21 protein-coding genes and 1 pseudogene are annotated in these 24,465 nt (G+C 62.3%); 16 read left to right on the top strand and 6 right to left on the bottom strand.

Annotated features, from left to right (window positions below):
- Positions 1 to 134: 134 nt before the first annotated feature.
- From GPA25_RS09515 to GPA25_RS09530, 4 genes are all read left to right on the top strand, one after another.
- Entirely contained in the window at positions 135 to 3,080 is a 2,946-nt protein-coding gene (locus tag GPA25_RS09515; protein ID WP_169260143.1) for an AAA family ATPase, read from the top strand.
- Complete coding sequence (locus GPA25_RS09520; protein ID WP_169260144.1) at positions 3,073 to 3,606, top strand: nickel-binding protein; 534 nt, start codon at positions 3,073 to 3,075, stop codon at positions 3,604 to 3,606. The genes GPA25_RS09515 and GPA25_RS09520 overlap by 8 nt, the downstream gene beginning before the upstream one ends.
- Positions 3,607 to 3,765: 159 nt before the next feature.
- Entirely contained in the window at positions 3,766 to 4,329 is a 564-nt protein-coding gene (locus GPA25_RS09525; RefSeq protein ID WP_169260145.1) for an OsmC family protein, read from the top strand.
- The gene (locus GPA25_RS09530) at positions 4,326 to 5,636 is read left to right on the top strand and encodes an NAD(P)-binding domain-containing protein (RefSeq protein ID WP_169260146.1); all 1,311 of its coding nucleotides are present in this window, start codon (positions 4,326 to 4,328) and stop codon (positions 5,634 to 5,636) included. The genes GPA25_RS09525 and GPA25_RS09530 overlap by 4 nt, the downstream gene beginning before the upstream one ends.
- 552 nt (positions 5,637 to 6,188) lie before the next feature.
- Here GPA25_RS09530 and GPA25_RS09535 read toward each other — a convergent pair.
- Positions 6,189 to 6,590: a hypothetical protein gene (locus GPA25_RS09535; protein ID WP_169260147.1), complete on the bottom strand. Its 402-nt coding sequence runs from the start codon at positions 6,588 to 6,590 to the stop codon at positions 6,189 to 6,191.
- Positions 6,591 to 6,695: 105 nt separating this feature from the next.
- Complete coding sequence (locus tag GPA25_RS09540; protein ID WP_169260148.1) at positions 6,696 to 7,088, bottom strand: hypothetical protein; 393 nt, start codon at positions 7,086 to 7,088, stop codon at positions 6,696 to 6,698.
- Positions 7,089 to 7,575: 487 nt separating this feature from the next.
- Between GPA25_RS09540 and GPA25_RS09545 the strand changes: the two genes are divergently transcribed.
- The gene (locus GPA25_RS09545) at positions 7,576 to 8,601 is read left to right on the top strand and encodes a type I glyceraldehyde-3-phosphate dehydrogenase (protein WP_169260149.1); all 1,026 of its coding nucleotides are present in this window, start codon (positions 7,576 to 7,578) and stop codon (positions 8,599 to 8,601) included.
- A 134-nt stretch (positions 8,602 to 8,735) separates the two neighbouring features.
- Here GPA25_RS09545 and GPA25_RS09550 read toward each other — a convergent pair whose 3' ends face one another.
- Positions 8,736 to 9,527 (bottom strand): helix-turn-helix transcriptional regulator, encoded by a 792-nt coding sequence (locus GPA25_RS09550; RefSeq protein WP_169260150.1) that lies wholly within the window; start codon positions 9,525 to 9,527, stop codon positions 8,736 to 8,738.
- Positions 9,528 to 9,703: 176 nt separating this feature from the next.
- Between GPA25_RS09550 and GPA25_RS09555 the strand changes: the two genes are divergently transcribed.
- The 8 genes from GPA25_RS09555 (at position 9,704) to GPA25_RS09590 (ending at position 17,890) form a co-directional block, all read left to right on the top strand.
- Entirely contained in the window at positions 9,704 to 10,879 is a 1,176-nt protein-coding gene (locus GPA25_RS09555; protein ID WP_169260221.1) for an ABC transporter substrate-binding protein, read from the top strand.
- 2 nt (positions 10,880 to 10,881) lie between these two features.
- On the top strand, positions 10,882 to 12,711 hold the full coding sequence (locus GPA25_RS09560) for an acyl-CoA synthetase (protein WP_169260151.1): 1,830 nt from the start codon (positions 10,882 to 10,884) through the stop codon (positions 12,709 to 12,711).
- 51 nt (positions 12,712 to 12,762) lie between these two features.
- Entirely contained in the window at positions 12,763 to 13,572 is an 810-nt protein-coding gene (locus GPA25_RS09565) for an enoyl-CoA hydratase/isomerase family protein (RefSeq protein ID WP_169260152.1), read from the top strand.
- Between the two features lie 118 nt (positions 13,573 to 13,690).
- Positions 13,691 to 14,431: a 3-oxoacyl-ACP reductase FabG gene (gene fabG / locus GPA25_RS09570; protein WP_169260153.1), complete on the top strand. Its 741-nt coding sequence runs from the start codon at positions 13,691 to 13,693 to the stop codon at positions 14,429 to 14,431.
- A 231-nt stretch (positions 14,432 to 14,662) separates the two neighbouring features.
- Positions 14,663 to 15,976, top strand: coding sequence for a sensor domain-containing protein (locus GPA25_RS09575; RefSeq protein ID WP_246265545.1), 1,314 nt, complete (start codon positions 14,663 to 14,665; stop codon positions 15,974 to 15,976).
- Between the two features lie 56 nt (positions 15,977 to 16,032).
- A complete protein-coding gene (locus GPA25_RS09580) occupies positions 16,033 to 16,293 on the top strand; it encodes a hypothetical protein (protein WP_169260155.1) in 261 nt (86 codons plus the stop codon).
- A 130-nt stretch (positions 16,294 to 16,423) separates the two neighbouring features.
- On the top strand, positions 16,424 to 16,732 hold the full coding sequence (locus GPA25_RS09585) for a metal-sulfur cluster assembly factor (protein ID WP_169260156.1): 309 nt from the start codon (positions 16,424 to 16,426) through the stop codon (positions 16,730 to 16,732).
- A gap of 102 nt (positions 16,733 to 16,834) precedes the next feature.
- Positions 16,835 to 17,890 carry a hypothetical protein gene (locus GPA25_RS09590; RefSeq protein ID WP_246265556.1) on the top strand — a complete coding sequence of 352 codons (1,056 nt, stop codon included), beginning with the start codon at positions 16,835 to 16,837 and terminating at the stop codon, positions 17,888 to 17,890.
- 33 nt (positions 17,891 to 17,923) lie between these two features.
- On the opposite strand, the gene GPA25_RS09595 is transcribed toward GPA25_RS09590, so the two are convergent.
- The gene (locus tag GPA25_RS09595; RefSeq protein WP_169260158.1) at positions 17,924 to 18,685 is read right to left on the bottom strand and encodes a DUF2189 domain-containing protein; all 762 of its coding nucleotides are present in this window, start codon (positions 18,683 to 18,685) and stop codon (positions 17,924 to 17,926) included.
- Between the two features lie 128 nt (positions 18,686 to 18,813).
- Between GPA25_RS09595 and GPA25_RS09600 the strand changes: the two are divergent.
- Positions 18,814 to 19,032 (top strand): annotated as a pseudogene (locus tag GPA25_RS09600) (YqhA family protein); the annotation flags it as partial.
- Between the two features lie 21 nt (positions 19,033 to 19,053).
- Here the strand turns inward: GPA25_RS09600 and GPA25_RS09605 are convergent.
- Both GPA25_RS09605 and map read right to left on the bottom strand, forming a co-directional pair.
- Complete coding sequence (locus GPA25_RS09605; RefSeq protein ID WP_169260159.1) at positions 19,054 to 21,633, bottom strand: [protein-PII] uridylyltransferase; 2,580 nt, start codon at positions 21,631 to 21,633, stop codon at positions 19,054 to 19,056.
- Between the two features lie 22 nt (positions 21,634 to 21,655).
- A complete protein-coding gene (gene map, locus GPA25_RS09610) occupies positions 21,656 to 22,471 on the bottom strand; it encodes a type I methionyl aminopeptidase (protein ID WP_169260222.1) in 816 nt (271 codons plus the stop codon).
- Between the two features lie 291 nt (positions 22,472 to 22,762).
- Between map and rpsB the strand changes: the two genes are divergently transcribed.
- Together rpsB and tsf are read left to right on the top strand one after the other, a co-directional pair.
- Positions 22,763 to 23,515, top strand: coding sequence for a 30S ribosomal protein S2 (gene rpsB, locus GPA25_RS09615; protein WP_169260160.1), 753 nt, complete (start codon positions 22,763 to 22,765; stop codon positions 23,513 to 23,515).
- Between the two features lie 52 nt (positions 23,516 to 23,567).
- On the top strand, positions 23,568 to 24,455 hold the full coding sequence (gene tsf / locus GPA25_RS09620) for a translation elongation factor Ts (protein WP_169260161.1): 888 nt from the start codon (positions 23,568 to 23,570) through the stop codon (positions 24,453 to 24,455).
- Positions 24,456 to 24,465 lie beyond the last annotated feature (10 nt).

Raw genomic sequence — 24,465 nt, forward strand, 5'->3', positions numbered from 1 at the left:
TTTGCGGGGGAGGGGCATCGCGGGGCTGTCGGCTTGCTTGTAGTGTCTGCAGCGACTCCTATAGTGGGAATCGTCGGAAGGTTTTTCCACGCGCAGGGCTCATGCTTGAACTCAAATTCCTCGGCGAATTCGGAGTGATCCGCGACGGGCTGGCCTTGCCTTTGCCGCCGTCCAAGAAGACACGCGCCTTGCTTGCCTACCTGAGCCTGCATGGCAGGCGGCTGCGCCGCGAGAGCCTGTGCGAGTTGTTGTGGGAGGTTCCCGACGACCCGCGCGGCTCGCTGCGCTGGAGCCTGTCAAAACTGCGCCGGCTACTGGAGGATGGCGACCGGGAACGCATCCGCGCCGACCGCAGCCATGTGGAAATCGACCCGGAAGGGATCGACGTGGACGCCGTGCGGCTGCAGGCCCTGGCGGCTGATGATCCGAACCGGCTGTCCACCGAATCGTTGGAGCAAGCGGCGGCCGACTACGCCGGCACCTTTCTCGAGGGCCTGGAGTTTTCGGATTTCCACAACTTCCACGCGTGGTGCATCGCGGAGCGCGAGCGCATCACGCGGGCGCAGACGACCGTGCTGCGGGAACTGGTACGCCGTCTCGCTGGCGAACCGGAGCGCGCGTTGGCTCATGCGCGCGAGCTCGTGTGCCTGTCACCCTATGACGAGGCGGCGCGCGCGGCCTTGATTCGCCTGCTGGTGGCAGCCCACCACATCGATGAAGCGGACCGTCAACTCCAGCTCGGCATGCGCATGCTGAAGGAAGCCGGGATCACGTCCACGGGCGCCTTGCGCGAGGCTCGGCAGGGGAGCGGAAATGCGCCCGATGCGGCTGCGGACCGGGCGGCGGCGGTCGCGCCCGTGCGCACGGCTCGTCCGCTGTCCGCGGATCGCCGGCTCGTCGGACGTCGCGAGGAGCAGGCGATACTCGCTGCTGCATGGGAGGAGGCCGCGGCCGGTCGTGGGGAACTGGTCCTTCTGCGCGGCGACCCTGGCCTGGGCAAGTCCTGCCTGATGGACTGCATGCGCGCCCGCGTGCGTGAGGAGGGGGCGCTGGTGCTGTCCGCGTGCGCCTTCGAGGCCGATCAGATCCGGCCCTTTGCCCTGTGGATGGACGCGCTCCGCACCGGTCTGCCGGACGCCGCCGAGAGCGTGTTCGGCAGCGGCATTGCGCAGAATCGCGAGTCGCTGCTGGCCCGGATCGGCGAGCTCGTCGCTGCCGAGGCGGGGCGCCGGCCGGTCATGCTGCAGTTCGACGATGTGCATTGGGCCGACGAGTCGAGCGTCGCGGCCTTGCACTACGTGCTGCGCCTGAACCGCGAGCGGCCCGTGCTCGCCGTTCTCGCGGCCCGCGAATCGGAGATGCGCGACAACGTGGCGCTGCAGCAGGCCCTGCGGAGCCTGCGTCGCGAGGGGGTGCTGCGCGAATTGCGTCTCGGGCCGATGCCGGCCGAAGACATCGAGGCACTCGTCCGCGTGAGGGCGGCTGGTGTAGATGGTGCGCGCCTGAGCCGGGAGTGCGGGGGCAATCCGCTGCTGGCCCTGGAACTCGCGCGCGCGGAAGCCGACGGCGGCGGGGAGACGGGCGGTTCGATCCTCGAACTGGTGCAGGAGCGTCTGGCGCGCTTCGACCCCGATGGCGCCGACGTGCTGCGGTGGGCCGCCGTCCTGGGATGCGTCGTGAATGTTCCGGCCTTGCTGAGCGTCAGCGGACTGGATGCGAGCGTGGTCAGCCGGGCGCTGGAGGAGGCGGAGCGGCAGGCCATTCTCGTGTCGGGCGAGCGTGGCCTGCGTTTTGCCCATGAACTCATCGTGCGAGCGATTTACACCGACATCTCGCCGGTGCGCCGGCAGATCATGCATCGCAAGGTGGCGAGTTGGCTCGAACAGGACGAGAGCTTCGAGCTTGCGCGCGCGGCCGACCTCGCCCATCACGCGTCCCTGAGCGGGGATGCCGGTCTTGCGGCGCGGGCGATGGTGTCGGCGGGCAAGCTGTGCCTCAGGTTCTTTGCCAACGAGGACGCCCAGTCCCTTGCCCGCAAGGGACTGCAGCTGGCCGAGCAATTGCCCGCAGCCGAACAGGTTCGTGTCGTCATCGATCTGCACGACGTGCTGCTGTCGGCGGCGCCCCTGCAGGACTGGGAGGGCGAGGCGGAGCGCTACACCCGGTTGGCCGAATGCGCCCTCGACCACGGCGCTTCGGCGCACGCCCGGCGGGCCTACTACATGGCCGCCTCCGTGCGCTGGCAGCACGGCCAATGGGCGGAGGCCCGGGAGCAATCGCTGCAGTCGGAGCGGGTCGCACGCAGCGGTGGAGATCACGAACATATCATCGGCCTGGCCGAAACCGCGAAATGCCTGGTGCTGCTGGAGCGCGACCTGTCGCAGGCCGACGCGATGCTGATGGAGGCCCAGGCGCGCGCCAAGCGCGGACAGTTCGCCCATCATGCGATTCCCGCGGGAATCGGCATGCTCCGTTTCTACGAGAATCGCATGGACGAAGCGGAAGAACTGCTCAAGCACGCCCGCACGCTGTGCAAGTGGGCCGGCGACCGCCTCGTCGAGTATCAGGTGGACGAATACCTGGCGATGATCGACATCCAGCGCGGCCGCTTCGAGGACGCCACGCGCCGTTGCCAGGATCTGGTGACGCTCGGCAACAAGATTCGCGATGGCAGCGAAGCCCCCTTCGCGCGTGCCTTGCTCGGGCTGTGCACGTTCGCGCGCGACGACGACCCGGCCCCGCTGGATGCGGCCCTGGTGGATCTGCGGCTGGCTGATGCCAAGCATCGTCTCGCGTACGCGCAGACGCGCGCGGCGATGCTCGATTGCCAGCGCGGCCGGCACGACCGCGGCGCGGTGCGCGCGCAGGAGGCGCTCGCCTGTGCGGAAGTCCTCGAGCGGGCGACGGAGATGCTGCTTGCACATGCCGTGCTGGCGCAGTGCTGTAGCGCCGAGGGCGAAAACGCGACGGCGCGCCTGCATGCCGACGCGGTGGCGAGGCTGCAGGCCGCGGGGGTGGCTGCCTGGGCGGAGGACATCGCCCGGCGCGTGACCGGACCGGCGGAGGCCGCCGATGGTTGAACTCTTCCTGGAACGGGATTTCTTTCCGCCGGTGAGCCACGCGAACCTCCACGCGGCGTGGAGCGGCGCACTGGATTGTTCCCGCATGCATCGGGTCGAATGGCGCGGCAGCCTGCTGTCGCTAGATGGCCGCAAACTGGTGTGCAACTTCCGCGCGCCGGATGCGGAGTCGGTGCGGATCGTCTTGCGCAGCGGCGGTGCCGACGTTCGCCGCTTGTGGCCGGGAACCGTGCACGATGCGCCGACCCTTGAACGCTTCACCGCGGACTCCGCCAACGTACTCGTGCGCCGCTCGTTCGCCCAGCCCGTCGAGGTCGCCGACATCCAGGCCAGGGAGGACGCAGCGGCTTGGTGCCTCGACGTGCGCCATGTGAAATTCGTGCGCACCTGCTTCTCCACGGACCGCACGCGCATGCTGTGCCTCTACCGCGCACCCGATGCCGAGTCGGTGCGCGAAGCGCAGCGCACCGCCGCGATGCCGATGGACGACGTCTGGGGCTTTACCGCGCTGCTGCCGGACGCCTGAGGCGGCGTTCCGCAGTTGCGCGCGGATTCCACGCGCCTCGTGTCCTGCCGGCTGCAAATACCACGGCCGTTCTCACGCTGTCTCCAACGTCACGGGCGGAAAGTCCGTCTTGCCTGATGTGCGATCGGGCAAACCCAACAGACTTTCAGGAGACAGGAAATGGACGCTCAAACACAACTGCGTGTCGACAACGGCATCAACGTCGAAGCCTTGCTCGGTGCCCGCGAAGCGCTCAGCAAAATGCCGGAAGCGGCCCGCTTCAACTGGCGTGCCACCTGCGAGTGGGTCAACGGCACCCACGCGCGTTCGACCATCGACAGCTTCTTCGGCCTGGGTGAGGAGCAGATGCACCGCATGGCGCACCGCATCGACAGCGATCACCCGGAGCTCTTCGCCGCCGAAGATCATGGCGCGACACCGGTCGAGATCGTTCTGGCGGGGCTGGCCGGCTGCCTGACGGCGGGGATCGCGGCAGTCGCCCAGAACCGCAACATCCAGCTCCGTTCGGTGAAGGCCACCCTGGAGGCCGGCATGGACCTGCAGGGGATCCTGGGCATCGACGGCGACGTGCGCAACGGCTTCGACGGCGTAAAGGTGATTTTCGACATCGACGCGGACGCCACCCGCGAGGAAATCGAAGCCCTGGTGGCGCAGTCGCAGAAGCGCTCGGCGGTGTTCGACATCTTCACCAATCCGACCGACGTATCGGTCATGGTGTCATGAACGCGGCGGCCTTTGCCGCCGGATCGCTGCAGGTCGGCGCCGTCGATGTCGTCATCGTCGGTGCCGGCCATAGCGGCTTGGCGATGAGCCACTGTCTCGCAGGGCGTGGCATCGACCACGTGGTCCTGGAACGCGGGGAGGTTGCGAACGCGTGGCACCACGAGCGCTGGGACTCGCTGCGCCTCCTCACACCCAACTGGCTCACTCGCTTGCCGGGGATGGCCTATGACGGCGAGGATCCGGACGGATACATGGGGCGTGACGAAGTGGCGGCCTTCATCACCCGCTACGCCCGGACCAGCGGGGCACCGGTGCGCACGGGCACGACGGTCACGGCGATGACAGCCGAGGGCACGGGCTACCGTGTCGAGACCGATCGCGGGCGCTGGCGCTGCCGCGCGGTGGTCGTGGCGAGCGGCGCCTTTGGGCGGCCGTGTGTGCCGCGGCTCGGTGCCGCACTGCCCGAGGGCGTTGCGCAGCTCACGCCCTACCAGTACCGCAATCCGGATCAGATCGAGCCGGGCGGGGTGCTGGTGGTCGGCGCATCGGCGACCGGCTTGCAGTTGGCCAACGAACTGCAGCGCGCAGGACACCCGGTCACGCTCGCCGTCGGCGAGCACGTGCGCATGCCGCGGGTCTATCGCGGGCGGGACATCCAGTGGTGGATGCATGCGGCGGGCATTCTCGATCAGCGCTACGACGCACAGGACGACCTCAGCCGCGCCCGCGGCGTCGCCTCGCCGCAACTGATCGGATCCCGCGAGCGGGCAATCATGGACCTCAATGCGCTCACCGCCGGCGGCGCGCGCCTCGTCGGTCGCGTGGCCAACGTCAACGACGGAAAGGTGCAGTTCTCCGGGTCGCTACGCAACGTGTGCGCCCTGGCCGACCTGAAGATGGGGCGCCTGCTCGCGACGATCGATGCGTGGGCTGCCGCTCATGCGGACGGCGGATCGCTCCCGCCCGCCGAACGCTTCGACGCGACTCACCTGCCGGACAAACCGACCCTCGGCCTGGACCTGAAGCGGGACGGCATCCGCACCGTGGTCTGGGCGACCGGCTTCAAGCCGGATTACTCGTGGCTGAAGGTGCCCGTCCTCGACCCCAAAGAGAACATCCGTCACAACGGCGGTGTCGCCGACGCCCCAGGCCTGTATGTGATGGGGCTGCCTTTCCTGCGGCGGCGCAAGTCGAGCTTCATCCACGGTGCCGGGGATGACGCTAATGACTTGGCAACGCACCTGTCCGGCTATCTCGATGCCATCTCGGACCAATGCGGACGGACGCGTTTCGAATGCACCTCCTGATATAGCGGCATCGCCCTTAGTCCCCGCACGCGCAAGGGCAAGTGGCCGATCGCGACATGGCGACGAGACGTCGAAATTACCTCCATCTGATTGCGATGTTTGGGAAATACCTTGCCGTTCACCCAACGCCATGCTGGCTTTGACCGGGACTATCGTGCTCAGTGGTCGTGGTATTGCCTGTGGCCGAAATACTCGGCGTGCTGGCGTTGACGTGCGACCCGCTCTGTTTCCATGCGGCCACGCCATGTTGAAGTGCAAAGGTCAGCACCCGAGCGCCATATACCGAGGCGAACGTTCGCACAAGGCTACGGCTGGACGCTCTGATTGCGTAGCCAGCGCTGTTCGGCCCGCTTTCGACGGAGGGGCGACGCCGAGCTGAGAACAAAGACGCCGAAATGCCGAACGCGACCGCAACAAACACCAACGTTGATGGCCGCGCTATGACAGTACGTAAGGCTGACCGAGTACGATCAACACTCTGCCGGATGTTGCGTTTGGATTGAAACAGGCGCAATTCGGCAGCATTAATGGCAGCCGATGTAGTAACTCGCGTCATGGCGCTGATGGCTTGACCAAGGAAATGCCTGTCAACTGCCGCCGCGTCGCCGCGAAAAGCAGGTGACGGCTCAGGTAGAAGCAGCAGTACAGCATCCCAGCACCGGCAATCAGGTTGACGGCTGCCACTACAATTACCGCCGCGAGGGGAAGCATTCCAAGTGAAACAAGGTACATCGCAAGCACCGCCATCAAACCCGCCCATGCCGTTAAGATGAAGATGGTTGCAACCAGCCCGCTCACGATCATCCATACCAGACTTAACCCAGCGCGACGAGTTTCAAGTGACACTAGTTCGAGAAAGTCGGAGAGTGTTTCTCGCGCGAAAGCCAGCAGTTTCGACAATTCGTCAAACACACCCAAAGGCGGTGGTGGCGTCGCCACGTGAGGATCGCCCATTTGCGAATCTGCCCCCATTGCCTACCCCTACAAATGTTGCTGTAACGATGCTTAAGGGATTAACGCCGCCAGTGAAGTCGGCGTGGAAACTCTACCGTGCCTAATTTAGCGACGAATTATGCGGCCTATCAAAAAACCCGCGAGAACGGCCATACCCACAGACATGAGTGGATTCGCCGCAATATAGGCAGAAGTATCTGTAACCAGCTTCTTTTGTGTGGCATTCAGACTTTCGCCCTGTTGACCCAGCCAATCGACAGCTGGGGCGGCTGATGCAGCCGCCTTATCCACCACCTGGTGTGCCATTGCGGCAACCTGGTCAATTGTGGGCTTCGCCTTGCGTGCCGCGACATCCGCGGCATCTGCGATGGAGTTGACGGCCGCGTGAGCACCCGCCGTTGTCTTGGTCAGAACATCGTCGTCAGGAAGTGAGTTGCCAAGGGCATTGGAAGCATTTCCAAAAGTATTGGAAGCATTTCCAGAAGTCGTATTTTCCATATCGTTACTCCAGTAAAAGGATAAGAACTGAAAGCGACGGTGACGGTTTTGGGTCGCAAAATTGAGCGTCGTACTCAGCGGCGTACGGAAGCATTTCCATAAACGACGACCTGACTCTCTGATGATCGCGCTACTTCAAACGCATCTGTTTCTTCACGGATTTGACGCCGCCAGCCCTGCGTGCCACCTGAATGGCTGGCCAACGCATTCATTCGATCCGACAAATCATGCCATCGAGACAGATTGCAGATGTCGGCGAATAGTATTGGGCAGACGTATGGCTGTCGGTGCGTTGGCGCACACAAATCGGATGCGCAGGAGGGCTCGGTCCTGCGCAGTTACAACTGCCGCCACGACTTCCACCGAAGGTTCTATGCCCGTTTCGCCGAGGCGCCCGGTGTACCATTCGCGAACAATGTGTCGCACGATCCGGCTGACGCCGGAATTGGCGACGCTGCGCACTTCCTGAACAACAGGCTGGGTTTACATGACTTTCCGCATTGCCATTAACGGCTACGGTCGCATCGGGCGCTGCTTCTTGCGCGCCCTGCACGAATCCCCCCTCCGCGAGAAGCTTGCCGTTGTCGCCATCAACGAGCCGGCCGATATCGAAAGCATGGCTTACCTGACCCGCTTCGACTCCACTCATGGATGCTTTCCCGGCACGGTTGAAGTCCGCGATGAGCACCTCCTCATCGACGGCGCCGCAATCTCCGTTTCGCACGCCACGTCGCCGAATGAAGTCGACTGGAAGGGACTGGACATCGACCTGATGATCGAAGCCTCCGGACGCTACAAATATCGCCATCAACTCGAGGCTTTCCTCGCCGCTGGATGCCCGCGTCTGCTGCTTTCCCACCCCGGCCACGGTGTCGAGGACGTCGATCGCACGATTGTGTTCGGCATGAATCACGAATCGCTGACCGGCACGGAGCGCGTCGTTTCGGCCGCTTCCTGCACCACCAACGCAATCGTTCCAATCCTCGCGATGCTGGACGAGGCGTTCGGGATCGACCATGCGATCCTCACAACCCTGCATTCCGTCATGAACGATCAACCCTTGATCGATGGCTACCACCATACCGATTTACGCATGACGCGCTCGGCGATGCAGTCGATGATCCCTGCCGACACCGGTCTGGCCAGAGGGGTGACTCGGCTCTTGCCTGCGCTCGCCGAACGCATTGAGGCCAAGGCAATCCGGATACCTGTACCGAATGTTTCGGCCATCGACTCGGTGCTCACCCTGAAGCAGAGTGCGACGTCGGCGGATATCAACGCGCTCTTCCGCCGCGCGGCGAGCGATGTTGCGTTTCCGCACCTTTCCTATTCGGATGCTCCGCACGCCTCGATAGATTTCAATCACAGCAGGCATTCGGCCATTGTCGATGGCAGTCAGACACGCATGAGCGGCGACCGCCTGGCCAATCTGCTGGTCTGGTTCGATAACGAGTGGGGCTTCTCCAACCGCATGCTGGACGTTGCGGCGTTCTGGGCGCGACGCATAGCCTGACGATCTGGAGACGGAGGGTGGTGACTGATGTTTGATTGGAACCCTGGAATCAGTCGAGTTACCCGCCAGTGAGCGGGGCGTTCCTGCGTTCGTGTCGCGCACCCGCGGTGCCGTCGCACAGGCGCGCCCCCAGCTCAAGGGGCAGCGTGCGAATGACCCAAGATCAAAGCAAACAACTCGTTTCGGTGGTGAATCCCAAGGCGCTCGAAGGCCCTGTCGCGATAGGTTTTCACAGTCGCCGGAGACACCTGCAGATCCGCTGCGATGCCCTCATGGGTCCACCCTTTGAGGATGCGGTCGCACACATCTCTCTCACGCCCGGTAAGCGCACATAGTGGTGAACCACCAACACTGGCCTTTCCGCAGAGGGACAGGTGGCGGTTGACCGAGGCGAGGAGCGGGCGTCCGAGCTTCCGGATGGCGTCGATTTCCTTGTCGGAAAAGGCCTGCTGCCCTTCGTTGCGATAGAAATTGATCGACGTCAGCCCGCATTCGTCATGTGCGGAAACAATCGACAGCCGTTCACGCAGCCCGTGGCGAGAGTAGATCGCCTCGCGGTGACGTGCGGAAAATTCAGTCGCATGCCAGTGTAGAAGGGCCGCGTCAGCTTCACGCAGATGCTCTTTGGCGAGAAAGAACGTTTCATCCCTTCGATACAGCGACGCCCGGTATACACGCCAGCATTCCTGAGTGCCGTCCGACACGCCGAAGCTGCCGGAGGCATGCAGCGTCGGGGGCTGGTCGTCAAAGAGGCGATAGACAGACCACCAACAAAGGGGCATCCACCGGTTGAGTTGCGCCAGAGCCTCCCGCCCAAACGTCGCGTCCCCGATCGAGCCGATGATGCCCACGAGCGCTTCCTGCCCCGCGCTGTCGTCGGTGCGGCAATCAGAAGCCACTGATTCCTGAAGCGAGATCAATTGCATAAGGGGAAGGGCCCGCGAAACGTGTCCCCATCGCAGGGGACAGACAAACCTCTGTGCTCGACTTAGTCTTGCGCTGTGAGACCGCTCAATGCCGCAACTGCGGCGACCATCGACGATTGCGCCGACGAACGCGGTCTCATTGACTGCCATTCTAATAACAGTAGGAGACAAGGATGATGAAAACAGTTCCAGGCTGGGCCGTTGTAGCTACCACCGTTACCATTCTAGGTCTGTCGATCGCCGGCTCGGCGGCGGCTCAGATCAAAGTCGGGATCACCTTGTCGACGACGGGGCCCGCTGCGTCCCTGGGTATCCCGGAGAAAAATACGGTAACGCTGTTCCCGAAGGAAATTGCCGGGCAGAAGGTCGAGTACATCGTGCTGGACGATGCGTCCGATCCGTCTACGGCGACCAAGAATGCGCGGCGCTTCGTCGACGAGGACAAGGTCGATGTGATTATCGGTTCGACGATTTCCCCGAATTCGCTCGCGATGATCGACGTCGCTGCCGAGAAAGGAACGCCGATGATCAGCATCGCCGGCGCTTCGCGAATCGTGGAACCCATGGATGCCAAGCGCAAGTGGGTATTCAAGACGCCGCAGCACGATTCGCTGATGGCCCAGGGGATCATCGATCATTTCGCAGGCGCAGGGGGCAAGGCATTGGCAGTGATTGCCCAATCGGACGCATACGGCGATGGCTGGCTGGCCGAACTGCAGAAGTTCGCGGCTGCGCGGGACGTGAAAATCGTAGCGCTTGAGCGGTACAACCGTGCCGACACGAGTGTCACGGCCCAGGCGTTGAAGGTAATGGCGGCCAAGCCGGATGCGGTGGCTGTCGTCGGCGCGGGTACACCCGCTGCGCTTCCGCAAAAGACCTTGCGTGAGCGTGGCTACAACGGAACCGTCTACCAGACCCATGGCGTTGCCAACAACGATTTTCTGCGAGTCGGCGGCAAGGACGTGGAGGGCACGATTCTCCCCGCGGGACCGGTACTCGTTGCAGCACAACTCCCCGAGTCGGCGACCAAGACCACCGCGATGGACTATGTAAAACGCTATGAAGAGGCCTTCGGCAAGGACACTGTCACCACCTTCGGCGCCCATGCTTGGGATGCGATGCTGCTGCTGCGCAATGCAGTCCCCGGTGCCCTCGCGAAGGCAAAGGCCGGTACGCCCGAGTTTCGGACTGCGCTGCGAGATGCCCTTGAAGGCACCAAAAACGTGACGGTTTCGCACGGCATCATGAGCATGACTCCTGACGATCACAATGGCATGGATGCTAGATCGCGCGCGATGGTGAAGATCGAGAAGGGCCGGTGGACGCTCATTCCCGTAGGCAAGGCGCAGTAAGCATGAATACGTTCCACATTTCAGCGGCGCGCGACATTGCGCGCATTGCGGCCGAGCCGTATGAGCAGTTCATGCGTCACGGCAGCGTATTCGACGCTCTGGCGGACTCGGCGGAGCAGCATTCGGACCGGACCGCGCTCACCTTCATCAGCGAGCCGGATCCCGCGGTTCCACCGCGCAGCTGGACCTATGCGGAACTGATGACGGAGATCAGGCGGACCGCAAACCTCTTCCACAAGCTTGCAGCGGGCGAGGAGCCACGCATTGCGATGCTCCTCCCACCCATTCCGGAGGCGTACTTCACATTGTGGGGGGGCGAGACGGCCGGTGTGGTCTGTCCGATCAATTACCTGCTGAATGCAGAACACATCGGCGAACTGATACGTGCCGCGCGAGCCAACATCCTCGTGACACTCGGGCCCAACCCCGATCTCGATATCTGGTCGCGAGTGCCGCGATTGCTGGCGGAGTGCCCGGGTTTGCGCGAGGTGCTGGCGGTCGGCGGAGCGGCGGGCGCCGCCGTTCTTGCCGCCGAAGTCGCCTCGATGCCGGGCGATGCACTCACGTTCGAGCGCCAGGTCGGGCCGACAACGCTCGCGGCCTTGTTTCATACCGGTGGCACCACCGGCGCACCCAAGCTTGCCCAGCACACCCATGGCAACCAGCTTCATGCGGCGTGGGGCGCCGCCCAGATGTATGCCATGACAGAGCGCGACGTCATGCTGAACGGCTTCCCGTTGTTCCATGTCGCCGGGGCGTTTGTTTTTGGTCTGTCAACGCTGCTTTCTGGCGGCGAGGTCGTGTTGCCCACGCTGCTCGGCATGCGCAACGCCGGTTTCGTCCAGCGCTACTGGACCTTTGTGGAGCGTCACCGCGCCAGTTTGCTTGCGGCGGTTCCCACCGTCATCGCGTCCCTTATGAACACGGATCCCGGCGCGGCTCGCATCGACAGCGTCCGTGCGCTGCTCACTGGCGGGTCACCGCTGCCGACCGAGCTCGCGACGGCTTTCGAGCGACGCTTCGACATACCGGTGAGAAACATTCTCGGCATGACCGAGTGCGCCGGCGTTATCAGCATCGAGCCGTTCAATGCACCGCGTACCCCCGGATCCTGCGGGCTGCCTTTGCCCTTCACCGAGGTCATGGCGGTGGCCGACGACGGGCGAGCTTGTGTTGCAGGAGAAACGGGCATTCTTCGCGTGCAGGGCCCTAACGTCGGCCCCGGCTACACCGATGCGCGACGTAACACGGGCACGTTCACCGAAGACGGCTGGCTGATTACCGGCGATATCGGTCATGTCGATGGCGAAGGGCGCGTCTTCGTCACGGGTCGGGCCAAGGACGTGATCATCCGCAGCAGCCACAACATCGATCCGCGCGTGATTGAGGATGCGCTGCTGATGCACCCCGACGTCCTGATGGCCGCAGCGGTCGGCGAACCCGACGAATATGCGGGGGAAATGCCGGTGGCCTTCGTGTCACTCAAACCGGGGGCGACGGTCGACTCGGGAGCGCTGGCCGCATTCATCGAGCAGCGCATTCCGGAACGGCCTGCTTTCCCGCGGCGGATCGACATCATTCCCGCCATCCCGGTCACGGCAATCGGCAAGGTGTACAAGCCGGCACTGCGCGCACTGGCGACGGAGCGGGTGATCCAGGATCGTCTGGCGGATGCAGGACTTGCCGGCAAGGTCAAGGCAATGGCCGTGGAAACCGCGTCGGGGCCTTCAGTTCGGTTCGTGATTGGGGACAAGGCGTTGCGGCCCGAACTCGAAGCGCACGTACGCGAGGTCATGGGGCCATTCGCGATTCCTTTTGATTTTCAGGCGTAATGGGCAGGTCGCGATGACTACGCCTGTGCGTCCAACGATAGGGACTGTTGAATGACTCTTCCGATCACATTTCAATGCCACGGCGCAATTGCCACGATCACGCTGAACGCGCCGCAAACGCGTAACGCGCTCACGCCCGAGATGCTGTGTCGCTTGAGTGATGCCGTGAAGGCATTCGCGGGCGATCCTGCGTTGCGTGTGGCAATCATCACTGGTAGCGGCGACCGCGCCTTCTGTGCCGGGGGCGACCTGGCACGGACGATCCCGCTCTTGAGCGGCGAACGCGCTCCCACGGACGAGTGGGACCATCGACTGCTATCGGATCACGAGATCCTTGCGGCGTCTGGCTTGCGCGAGTACCCGCTGCATAAACCGGTGATCGCCGCAATCAACGGCGCCTGCATGGCGGCGGGGTTCGAGCTGATGCTCGGGACGGATTTGCGAATCGCCGCCGAACACGCTGTCTTTGCGCTGCCCGAAGTAAAGCGGGCGGTGATCCCGTTTGCGGGATCGATGGTCCGTTTGCCGCGGCAGGTGTCGTACTGCCATGCGATGGAGATCATGCTCACCGGCGACGCCCTCGCGGCCGACGAGGCCTATCGCATGGGCTTGGTGAATCGAGTCGTGCCCGCCTCGCAGGTCATGCCGGAAGCGCTTGCACTGGCCGAGCGAATCGCGAGAAACGGGCCCCTGGCGGTGCAGGCCGTCAAGCGCACTGTCATCGAGTCCAGCGGGGTTTCGCTCATCGATGGGTATCGCCTCGAGAACGAGCGCAAGCGAAGCGTCTTGTCGAGCGAGGATGCCCGCGAAGGCCCGCGCGCATTCTTGGAAAAGCGCGAGCCGCATTATCACGGTCGCTGAGTTGTCGAGCGGGGTCGGCGAGCGATCGCAGCGACACGAATTCAGATTCAAGCGCGGGGGCGTTCGCGGGGGGGCCTTGCCAGGCACGCATCCGTTTGAAGCATTCAAGGAGAACATCATGCGAATGAAGGACAAGGTTTCGATCATCACCGGTTCGGCCAACGGCATCGGTCTGGCGGCGGCGCGCAAGTTCGCGGCGGAGGGGGCGGTGGTCATCGTCTGCGACCTCAACACCGAGCTGGTGGAGAGTGTGGTCGCGGAACTGCGCGCGGCAGGCGGACAGGCTGATGGCTACGTCGTAAACGTTGCGGACCGCGTGACGATCAACGCGATGGTCGCGGCGGTCAAAGGCAAGTACGGCCGTATCGACGTGCTCGTCAACAACGCCGGCATCACCAAGGATGCACGCCTTGTGAAGATGACCGAGGCCCAGTTCGACGCAGTGATCAACGTAAACCTCAAGGGCGTGTTCAACTGCACCCAGGCGGTCGCCGAAACGATGCTCGCGCAGGGCTCAGGTTCGATCATCAACACCTCGAGCATCGCCGGCACCTACGGCAATTTCGGGCAGGGTAACTATGCGGCGTCGAAGGCTGGGGTGATCGGCCTTACAAAAACCTGGGCGCGCGAACTCGGTCCCAAGGGGGTACGCGTCAATGCCGTGGTACCCGGTACGGTCGCCACCCACATCCTCGACACCGTACCCGAGGAGATCCTGAACCAGATCAAGCAGGCGTGCTGGCTGCGCCGTGTCGGCAGGCCCGAGGAGCTCGCAAACGTCTACGCATTTCTGGCAAGTGATGAGGCCAGCTACGTCAATGGCGCAACCCTCGAAGTGAGCGGCGGGGTTTCCCTTTGAGAGAATTCGCGAAGTAACAAATTGGCGCACGATGCGCGTCCTGCCGATGGATCGTTAAGTGCTATTAAGTACAGGCCGGTCCATATGTGCTGCCGGACTGATCGACCGAGATGACAGGTGCGCCGTTTGGCGCCTATTCGCCTGAAGCGGGTCGTCGGCACCCGACCCGGCCACCACTTCGCCGATTGGTAGTAGTCTCTTCAAATGGTCACAAAAACAAGAGAGGACTGCTTGCCCGAATTCGTCGATCTGCTCCTCGACACGGTCTTCCTCGTCGACGCACGTGGGCGCATCGTGTACGTGAATGCGGCGTGCGAGCGCATGTTCGGTTACACGCCGGAGGAGCTGATGGGTCAGTCGTTGCTCGACTTCGTCGTACCTGAAGACCGCGCCAGGACCCTGGAAGAAGCCAAACAGGTCATCGCGGGGCATTCGCGGATCGGATTCGAAAATCGCTATATCCGCAAGGACGGGCGCCGGGTGCACATCATGTGGTCCGCCCGGTGGTCCGAAAAGGACCAGTTGCGGATCGGAGTCGCTCGTGATGTGACCGAGCAGAAGCACGCGGAGGCAATGCAGCTGGCGACCTACGCGATTTCGGAAGCGGCGCACAACGCCACCGACCTGGACGTCCTGCTGCGAGAAGTCCACCGGATCATCGCGACCTTGGTGCCGGTGGCGGGACTGGCCATTGCCACATGCGATCGGCGGACAAAACAGCTCAGTTTTTCCTATCAGATGGACCGGCATGGGAATTCGCCGGTCCTGCACGAACCGATCGCGTGTCAGTTCTGTGCCCAAGTCATATGCAACGCTCGTCCGATGCTGTCGCACGATGCCGCGCTGGCTGCGCTGTCCGGCAATGTCGCATCGGGTGACGACAGCGGCCCCTGGCTCGCAGTGCCGCTCATCACCCAGCAAGAGACGATCGGGGCCTTGGTTGTGAAGGGCGATCCGGGCACCCACTACTCGGACAAGGACAAGGAACTGCTGCATTTTGTCTCGGGCCAGGTTGCGATCGCCATCGACCGCGCCCAATTGAAGACCGAACTGCTGCGTGCCGCCCGCTACGACGAACTGACCGGGCTGCCAAACAGACGCCTGTTCCAGGACCGCATCAGATCTGCGGTCGCCCGATGCGTCCGGAAGCAAAGCCTCATGGCGGTGCTATACATCGACATCGACGATTTCAAACAGGTCAATGACTCGTTCGGACACGCAACCGGAGACCTGTTGCTGCGGGAGGTCGCACGACGATTGCAGCTTTGCGTGCGCGAGGCGGACACCGTTGCGAGACTCGCAGGCGACGAATTCGTGGTGCTGCTCGAAGACGTCCAGACACTGGAGGACGCGCGGGCTGTCGCAGACAAAATCCGGGGTGCGATGAGTCACCCGATCGATGTCGACAGCCGCATGCTACGCACACTGGCGAGCATCGGCATTGCGCTTTATCCCGAGCACGGCCAAGGGATCGAACAGCTCCTGCAGCATGCCGACGAGGCCATGTACGCGGATAAACGAAACAAGGCCCGTGTGCCCACATAGCCCTCGCCGGTGTCCTCGACTTTGCAGCGATGCTGCTCAACAGATTGGATGGATCCATGAACGAAGAGAAAATCAAGGTACGCGTCAGCAGCAGCGGCCAGGATCTCCAGGTCGTCGTCTTGAACAAGAGTCTGGACAGGATCGAAGTCGTGCTGGGCGAGGGCGTCCATAGCGTGCGATGCACCTTGTTGCCAACGCGCAACGGCGCCGCGTACGTCGGCAGTGCGATGGGGCGCGAGATCATGTATGAGCGCAGCCGCGACCAAGTAAAGGCCGATCTCGCGCGCGCCGCAGGCTTCCGCGAATTCCGGCGGTAACGTTTGCGTCCGACGCGCAAGCAACCCGTTCACGCGGCCCAGACGCGAGCGCCGAGAAGTTGCGCTTGAGACGGTGAAGGTGTTGGTGCGGGTCAAGAATTGTCGAGAGTGAAGACGGGGAGGTTTTCCAATGCTTGCAGTGCCCGATATCGAATCCGTGAAGGCAGTCCTCCGCCAGGTGATTGATCCTGAGGTCGGCATCAATATCGTCGACCTTGGATTGATTTACGGCATTGAGGTCACGCCGGAGGAGGTGTCGATTCAGATGACCATGACGTCACCGGCTTGCCCCATGGGCGACATGATCATGGGCGACATCGATGCGGCACTCGACACTGCCTTGCCGCCGGACATGCGGGTAGTCGTGAATCTGGTCTGGGACCCGCCGTGGAGCCCGAATATGATGAACAAGGATGCTCGCGGTCATTTCGGGTGGTAGCGTCGGCGTCATGAAGTCTGAACAGCGTCGGTTGATAGGAACCTTATGCGTACGGCCGTGAGCACTGATCTCAAACCGGTGGCACGCGTTCCGTTGCTCGTGATGGGAATGCTCGGCCTGCTCGTGGGAGTGCTCGCCGGCATGGCGCGACTTGCCTTCGATGTACCCCAGTTCGCATCTGTACAGGCTGCCTGGCATGCCGCCTTGATGGTGTGTGCCTTCTTCGGAACGGTGATCAGCCTGGAAAGAGCGGTAGCGCTCGCTCGCGGGTGGGCCTACCTCGCACCGGCGAGTGCCGGCGCAGGAGGTCTCGCACTGCTGTCCGGTCTGCCACTGAGCGTGGCACAGGCGATGTTTGTCGCCGCCGCCGCGGTGCTGGTGCTTGGCAGCGTAAAAGTCATGCAGCGCCAGTTTGCGCTGTTTACGGCAACGCTCTGCGTTGGCGCCTCGTGCTGGCTTTTGGGCACTCTTGCCTGGATTGTCGACGGGGCAATACAGACGGCTGTGCCCTGGTGGTTAGCGTTTCTGGTTATCACCATCGCAGGCGAACGCCTTGAGTTGACGCGCTTCTTGCCCGTACGGGCTGCCTCGGCGCCGTTGTTCATGCTCGTCACCGGCGTCGTTGTTGCGGGCGCGGTGACAAGTCTCTGGTGGGTGCAGAGCGGGCTGATGATCTTTTCAGCGGGTTTGCTGGCGCTCGCGATGTGGCTGCTGCGTTACGACATCGCGCGGCATAACGCCCGGCAGAAGGGACTCACCCGTTACATCGCGCTCTGTCTGCTGTCGGGCTACGTATGGCTTTCAATCGGCGCCGTGATCGGCCTGAATGGCGGCTTCGTTCTGTCACATCCGTGGCGTGACGCGGGCTTGCACGCAATCGCGCTGGGTTTCGTGTTCGCGATGGTGTTCGGTCATGCGCCGATCATTTTCCCGGCAATTTCGCGAGTCCGGATTCCCTATCATCCCGTGTTCTACCTTCCGCTACTGATGCTGCACATTTCTCTGGCGGTGAGAGTGCTCGGCGGTGGAGGCGATGGCGCCGGGCTGCGTCAGCTCGGCGCGCTAACGAATGCCGTGGCATTACTGCTGTTCATTGTCACGATGGTGGCAAGCATCGTGCGCGGTCGAGATCAAGGTAAAGGCCAAGGCAGAAAATAGACAGGGTTGCCCAATCCGGCGACGGCGCGCAGCTTAATCTTGGCTATCCTCGCTCCCGGGAAACACGGCGCGGTAGAGCGATTCGGTCGCGAACGCCACGATTGGCAGCACGATCGTCAAAAGCAAGGGCACGATGATCGAAAAGATTACGCTTGTCGCGAGAATCAGACTCCATAAGGCGTTAGCCGCGATACTGCGAAATACTGCACGCACGCTTGCCGTCACTGCAGTGACGAGGTTCGCGCGACGCTCGATGAGCAGTGGAACCGCATAGGCGGTAATGCAGAAGACGATCAGTGCAAACAGGCTTCCCGCCACTGCCGCACCTAGATGGAACCGCAGCAAGGTGGCAGACAATGGAAACAGCATCTCCCACCCGGCATAGTTTCGTCCCAGCATGAAACTGTAGAGGATGCCGGCGTCGGTCATCCAGATCACGAACAGAAAGGCGCATACGAGCAGCAGTCCCCAAAGGGCACGCGGCGTGTTCAGTATCCCTTTTGCCACATCGCGCCACGCAGGTTTGCGGCCGCTTCGCTGCACAGCCGAAATCGCAAAGAATCCAGGTAGCAGCGCGGGGGCGACGAGCAGGAATCCTCCAACGAGTGGCAGCCCCATTGGCGCCAGTCCCGCAACGGACAGCAACCAGATCAGCACCATCCCGAGCAGCGCGAACGTTCCGGCGTACACAATGCAAACCTGGGCGGTCCGTGCGAAAAGCCGGAGCCCATGCGACAACGCCGTGATCACGTGCGCGGGGCGAATGTGCTGCGGTTCCGGGCGGCGGGCAATCATTGATTTATCTCGCGTCGGAGGGAGTAGGTCCGCACATCGTAAGCCCGGTCGCCGCGCCGTGACACGACGCGTATCAAGTCCTGCATGAGGAGCGCTTCGCGTCGCGAATGTGATCCTGCCTCACACGCCGGCCGGAGTGGATGGGGCACATCAGCTTCTCCGATCAGAAGATCAAACTGATCGGTTCGATCGTCGCGATATCCGGGATCGAGTTGCTCAAGGCCTTCATGAATGTCGGGAATCTGAGCGATCGCCATCTCGCCTGGATGGTGGGCATTCATCTGACCTTCATCATCTCCGGATTGTTGTATGCCTTGATGGACCGTTTGCAGGGCAAGGGGCACTGACAGCCGGCCCAACGTTTTTGCCTAGACCTGCAGGCGCTCGAGCAACTCGCGCTCTATCTGCAGCACTCTTGAATCGAGTGCGAGACCTTGGCCGCTCACAAGGAAGGTATCCTCGACGCGCTCGCCCAGCGTGGCAATCTTGGCGGTATGGAGGCGGATTTCGTGGCGCGCAAGGACTTCCGCCACCGAAAAGAGCAGACCGGGTCGGTCTGCAGCAACCAGTGACAGGATGAAATGCTTGCCCGAGTCGTCCGGGTGGATGCTGATCTGCGGCGTGATCGGAAAGTGTCGCACCTGCCGTGACAAACGCCCCGGTGCCGGGCGATCCGGCGGTCCGGGATGCTTGAGGCGCTCCGTCAAGTCATGTTCGATCAGCGTGATGACATCGCGGTAATGCGCGGTGTTGCCGGGATCCTGCAGAATGAAGCTGTCGAGCGCGTAGCCGTGGCGCGTCGTATGGACCTTGGCATCGAGAATCGAGAAGCCGAGGCGGCCGAAGAACCCGGTTAGTCGAACGAATAAATCCTTCTGGTCGCGGGTGAAAACCATTACCTGAACGCCCTGGTCCTCTTCGGAGACTCGTGCCTTCACCACGGGTTCTTCCGCGTCCGGCCGGAAATACAGCACGCGCGAGTGCCAGGCAATTTCTTCCGCCGAGTGCCGCATGAAATAGACAGCGTCGAGTTGCACCCAGAATGCGTCTTCCACCCCAGGTCGCAGGCCATGGTAGCGCAGCAGTCCGCGCGCGTTTTCCTGCCGATCGTCCAGCCCCAGCGCCTGCTGGGGAGTCGCTCCGCGCAGCAGGCGTTGAGTGGCGAAGAACAGATCCTCAAGCAACTTGCCTTTCCAGCCGTTCCAGACCTTTGGGCTGGTGCCGCGAATGTCGGCGTGAGTCAGCAAGTACAGCCCGGTCAAGCGCCGCTCCGTCTGTACGACGTCCGCAAAGCGCCTGATCACGACAGGGTCTGAAGTGTCTTCCTTCTGCGCGACCTGCGACATGGTGAGATGCTGGGCGACCAGCCAAACTACCAGATCCGTGTCTTCGGGCGACAGGTCGTGGTGTTCGCAAAATTCGCGCGCATCGCTCATGCCGAGTTTGGAATGATCGCCACCACGGCCCTTGGCGATATCGTGGAACAGGGCTGCGATGTAGAGAAGCCAGTGGCGGTCGAAGCCGAGGATGAGTCGCGTCATCAGCGGATACTCGTGCGCGTGCTCCCCCATGGTAAAGCGACGCGCGTTGCGCAGCACCATCATGATGTGCTGATCGACGGTGTACACGTGAAACAGATCGTGCTGCATCTGTCCGACGATGCGTCGCCACGGCGGCAGATAACCACTCAGGATGCCGTACTGGTTCATCCTGCGAAATTCGTGCACGATGCCGCGCTTCTGTTTCAGGATCGCGAGAAATAGTGCGCGATTTACGGGGTCCGCTCGAAAGCCTGCATTGATCCGTTTGCGATTCAGCCACAAGGCACGCAGCGTACGCGCAGTCATTCCTTTCAGTTCAGACCGCTGCTGCAGAAGGAGAAAACACTCGAGCAGGGCTGACGGGTAGCGCTCGAAGGTGTCATCGTTGCGGATGTCCAGCAACTCGCGCACCGCCTGGAAGCGGTCGTTGATGACGAAGGCCGGGCCGCCGCGATTGGGGAAGATTTCCGCGCCATAGTTCTGCAGCAGAATGGTATTGGTCTGCGTGACCTTCTTCGCGTTGACGTAATAGCGCTGCATGAACACTTCGGAAGCGCGCTTGGCGGCCGTGGATTCGATCCCAAGCGCCAGTGCAAGCTTCTCCTGATGGTCAAACAGCAAACGGTCTTCCGCGCGACCGGTCAGGTAGTGCAAGCGAATGCGCACGTGCTGCAAGAAGCGTTCGATGCTGCGCAGGTCGCTTGCTTCGGCCCCCGTAATCAGTCGCCGTCGCGCGAGATCGCGCCAGTTGCGCCCGAGGCCCGCCGCACGCGCGATCCATCCCAGCATCTGCAGATCACGCAGGCCTCCGGGGCTTTCCTTGCAGTTGGGTTCCAGCGCGAACGGTGTGTCGTTGAACCGCGCGTAGCGATTCTCCTGTTCAAGCTGTTTGGCCTTGAAGAAGGCACGAACGTCCAGTTGCTCGCGATAGCGCTTGCAGAAGTCGTCGAACAAGGCCTTGTTGCCGTCAAGGAGCCGTGCTTCGAGCAGGTTCGTCTGTACCGTGATGTCCTGGTCCGCGGCCTCCAGGCATTCGTCCAGCGTGCGCACACTCTGGCCAATCTCGAGTCCGACGTCCCACAGAGCGCCGATCAATGTCGCCAGTTGGGCCTGCAAACTGCCGTCTGCCGACGACGGAAGCAGCACCATCAGATCAACGTCGGAGTGCGGGAACAGCTCGCCGCGCCCGTACCCGCCGACCGCGATCAGTGCGGCGTCGCGCGAAATTCCGCACACCCGCCACAGGTGAATGATCGCCTCGTCCACAAGACGAGCGCGCCCCCTGAGGACCGTGGTGGTGGCTGGATGAGCCTCGTAGGCCGAGCGAATTCGCGCACAGCCGCTCGACAACTGCTCGCGCGCGTGCGCAATCGTCGCCTGGATCTCGTCGATGGAAATGACACTCATGACCGGGACGCCTGGCCGGTCTTCAAGATAGCAAGGGTGCGACCAGCGGTGGGGGAGGCGGGCTGCCAGCCGAAAGGGTCAATACTTCGACCCCCGAATCGGTCACGAGTATGGTGTGCTCCCACTGGGCCGACAGGCTGCGATCCTTGGTCACGATGGTCCAGCCGTCTGGCAGTTCGGAAATGGCGGCTTTGCCCGCATTAATCATCGGCTCGATCGTGAAGATCATTCCGGGGAGCAGTTCCGGTCCGCTTCCTGCCTTGCCGTAATGCAGCACCTGTGGCTCCTCGTGAAACTTCGATCCGATACCGTGGCCGCAGAATTCACGCACGACCGAGAAACCGCTGCCTTCGGCATGCTTCTGAATGATGTGGCCGATGTCGCCGAGCCGTGCCCCGGGGCGTACTGCAGAAATCCCCAGCCACAGGCATTCGAGCGTTACCTGGCACAGGCGCTTGGCGAGAATGCTGGCATCTCCGCCGACGAGGAACATGCGACTGGTGTCCCCGTGATAGCCGTCCTTGATGACGGTGATGTCGAGGTTGACGATGTCGCCCTTCTTTAGCGCCTTCTCGCCGGGTATGCCATGGCAGATCTGGTGGTTCACCGAGGTGCAGATCGATTTCGGATAGGGCGTGTACCCGGGCGGCGCATAGTTGAGCGGCGCCGGGACGGTTTGCTGCTCGTTGACCATGTAGTCGTGGCACAAGCGATCGAGTTCTCCGGTCGTTACACCCGGCTTCACATACGACGTGATGTAGTCGAGGACTTCTGCGGCCAGTCGTCCGGCAACGCGCATTTTTTCGATTTCTTCGGGCGTTTTTATGGTGATGCTCATTTTCGTGGGGTTGAGGCAGTCAAAAGGCAAGGCTATCGCATGGCGAATGCCGCGGCAAATCGGATGCGCCCGCGCATCGAGTCTGCATGCCGACCTTGAGTCACCGAGTCCGAACCTGCTATCATCTTGGGCTTGTCTGCCAATGGTGGCAGGCAAAATCCACACGCCCGACAGAGCACCGAAAGGGTCCGTCGGCTGGAGCATGCGCTCTGCGACGGTTGGGGTTGCCACGAATACAGCGTGATCAGCCATGTCGGGCGGCGGTTCAACCCTTAAAGTTCGGAGTTACACATGTCTGTCACGATGCGTCAGATGCTCGAAGCTGGCATCCACTTTGGTCACCAGACCCGCTTCTGGAACCCGCGCATGGCCCCCTACATCTTCGGCCAGCGCAACAAGATTCACATCGTCAACCTCGAAAAGACGATGGTCAAGTACACCGAAGCGATGAGCTTCGTGCGCAAGCTCGCTGCCAATCGCGGCACGATCCTGCTGGTCGGGACCAAGCGCCAGGCGCGTGAAATCGTAGCCGAAGAAGCTCGCCGTGCCGGTATGCCGTTCGTTGACGAGCGCTGGTTGGGCGGCATGCTGACCAACTTCAAGACCGTCAAGCAATCGATCAAGCGCCTGAAGGAAATGGAAGTTATGGTCGAGGATGGCTCGATCGAGCGTCTGTCCAAGAAGGAAGCGCTGATGGCTTCGCGCGAAATGGACAAGCTGCAGAAGAGTATCGGTGGCATCAAGGATATGGGCGGCCTGCCCGATGCGCTGTTTGTCATCGACGTCGGTTACCACAAGATCGCGATTACCGAAGCGAAGAAGCTGGGTATTCCGGTTGTCGCCGTGGTCGACACCAATCATTCGCCGGAAGGCATCGATTACGTGATTCCGGGTAACGACGACTCCTCGCGCGCAATTCGCCTCTACGCTCGCGGCGTTGCCGATGCAGTGCTGGAAGGTCGCAGCCAGGTGTTGCAGGAAATCGTTGCGGCGGGTTCCGACGAATTCGTCGAAGTTGATGAAGGCTCTGGCGAACAGGCCTGAGTCGCGCCGTCCCTCGATGGCATCGAATTGAACACGAGATTCAGGAGTTAGCATGGCGGAAATTACCGCAAGCATGGTCAAGGAACTGCGCGAGAAGACTGACGCGCCGATGATGGAGTGCAAAAAGGCGCTCACCGAAGCTGCTGGTGACATGGCCAAAGCCGAAGAGATTCTGCGCGTCAAGCTCGGCAGCAAAGCCAGCAAGGCCGCTTCCCGTGTGACCGCGGAAGGCATCGTTGCCACGTATCTGTCCGCTGATGGCAAGCTCGCTGCGATGGCCGAAGTGAACTGCGAAACCGACTTCGTTGCCAAGAACGACGATTTCCTTGCGTTCGCAGCCTCCGTTGCCGAACTCGTGGCAACGCGCAATCCGGCCGACGTCGATGCGATTTCGGCGCTCGAACTCGGCGGTCAGACCGTCGAGCAGGTGCGCACCGCTCTCGTCGGCAAGATCGGCGAAAACATCACCGTTCGTCGTTTCGTTCGCATCGATGCCAAGGGTGTCGTGGCCAGTTACATCCATGCCGGCGCCAAGATCGGCGTGTTGGTGGACCTGGTCGGTGGCGACGAGTCGCTCGGCAAGGATCTGGCGATGCACATCGCTGCTGCCAAGCCGAAGGCTCTGGCTGCCGCTGAAGTGTCGGCCGAATTGATCGATACCGAACGCCGCATCGCCATCGAGAAGGCGCGCGAAGCCGGCAAGCCGGATGCGATGCTGGAAAAGATCGCCGAAGGTACGGTGCAGAAGTTCCTGAAGGAAGTCACGCTGCTCGGTCAGCCCTTCGTCAAGGACGACAAGCTCACCATCGAAGCACTGCTGAAGTCCCGCAGCGCCTCGGTTGCGAGCTTCACGCTGTACGTCGTCGGCGAGGGCATCGAGAAGAAGGTGACCGACTTCGCGGCGGAAGTGGCGGCCCAGGCCGCTGCGGCCAAGAAGTAAGAGGTCTGTG

This window comes from Aromatoleum diolicum (genome assembly GCF_012910955.1).
In the GTDB taxonomy this organism is placed as follows: Bacteria; Pseudomonadota; Gammaproteobacteria; order Burkholderiales; family Rhodocyclaceae; genus Aromatoleum; species Aromatoleum diolicum.

Coding starts and splice junctions, on each gene's coding strand:
- GPA25_RS09520 (WP_169260144.1), top strand. CDS start 3,073: ATGGTTGAACTCTTCCTGGAACGGGATTTCTTTCCGCCGGTGAGCCAC.
- GPA25_RS09565 (WP_169260152.1), top strand. CDS start 12,763: ATGACTCTTCCGATCACATTTCAATGCCACGGCGCAATTGCCACGATC.
- rpsB (WP_169260160.1), top strand. CDS start 22,763: ATGTCTGTCACGATGCGTCAGATGCTCGAAGCTGGCATCCACTTTGGT.
- GPA25_RS09550 (WP_169260150.1), bottom strand. CDS start 9,527: ATGCAATTGATCTCGCTTCAGGAATCAGTGGCTTCTGATTGCCGCACC.
- fabG (WP_169260153.1), top strand. CDS start 13,691: ATGCGAATGAAGGACAAGGTTTCGATCATCACCGGTTCGGCCAACGGC.
- GPA25_RS09540 (WP_169260148.1), bottom strand. CDS start 7,088: ATGGAAAATACGACTTCTGGAAATGCTTCCAATACTTTTGGAAATGCT.
- GPA25_RS09560 (WP_169260151.1), top strand. CDS start 10,882: ATGAATACGTTCCACATTTCAGCGGCGCGCGACATTGCGCGCATTGCG.
- GPA25_RS09595 (WP_169260158.1), bottom strand. CDS start 18,685: ATGATTGCCCGCCGCCCGGAACCGCAGCACATTCGCCCCGCGCACGTG.
- GPA25_RS09590 (WP_246265556.1), top strand. CDS start 16,835: ATGGGAATGCTCGGCCTGCTCGTGGGAGTGCTCGCCGGCATGGCGCGA.
- GPA25_RS09555 (WP_169260221.1), top strand. CDS start 9,704: ATGAAAACAGTTCCAGGCTGGGCCGTTGTAGCTACCACCGTTACCATT.
- GPA25_RS09580 (WP_169260155.1), top strand. CDS start 16,033: ATGAACGAAGAGAAAATCAAGGTACGCGTCAGCAGCAGCGGCCAGGAT.
- GPA25_RS09535 (WP_169260147.1), bottom strand. CDS start 6,590: ATGGGCGATCCTCACGTGGCGACGCCACCACCGCCTTTGGGTGTGTTT.
- GPA25_RS09530 (WP_169260146.1), top strand. CDS start 4,326: ATGAACGCGGCGGCCTTTGCCGCCGGATCGCTGCAGGTCGGCGCCGTC.
- map (WP_169260222.1), bottom strand. CDS start 22,471: ATGAGCATCACCATAAAAACGCCCGAAGAAATCGAAAAAATGCGCGTT.
- tsf (WP_169260161.1), top strand. CDS start 23,568: ATGGCGGAAATTACCGCAAGCATGGTCAAGGAACTGCGCGAGAAGACT.
- GPA25_RS09605 (WP_169260159.1), bottom strand. CDS start 21,633: ATGAGTGTCATTTCCATCGACGAGATCCAGGCGACGATTGCGCACGCG.
- GPA25_RS09545 (WP_169260149.1), top strand. CDS start 7,576: ATGACTTTCCGCATTGCCATTAACGGCTACGGTCGCATCGGGCGCTGC.
- GPA25_RS09585 (WP_169260156.1), top strand. CDS start 16,424: ATGCTTGCAGTGCCCGATATCGAATCCGTGAAGGCAGTCCTCCGCCAG.
- GPA25_RS09525 (WP_169260145.1), top strand. CDS start 3,766: ATGGACGCTCAAACACAACTGCGTGTCGACAACGGCATCAACGTCGAA.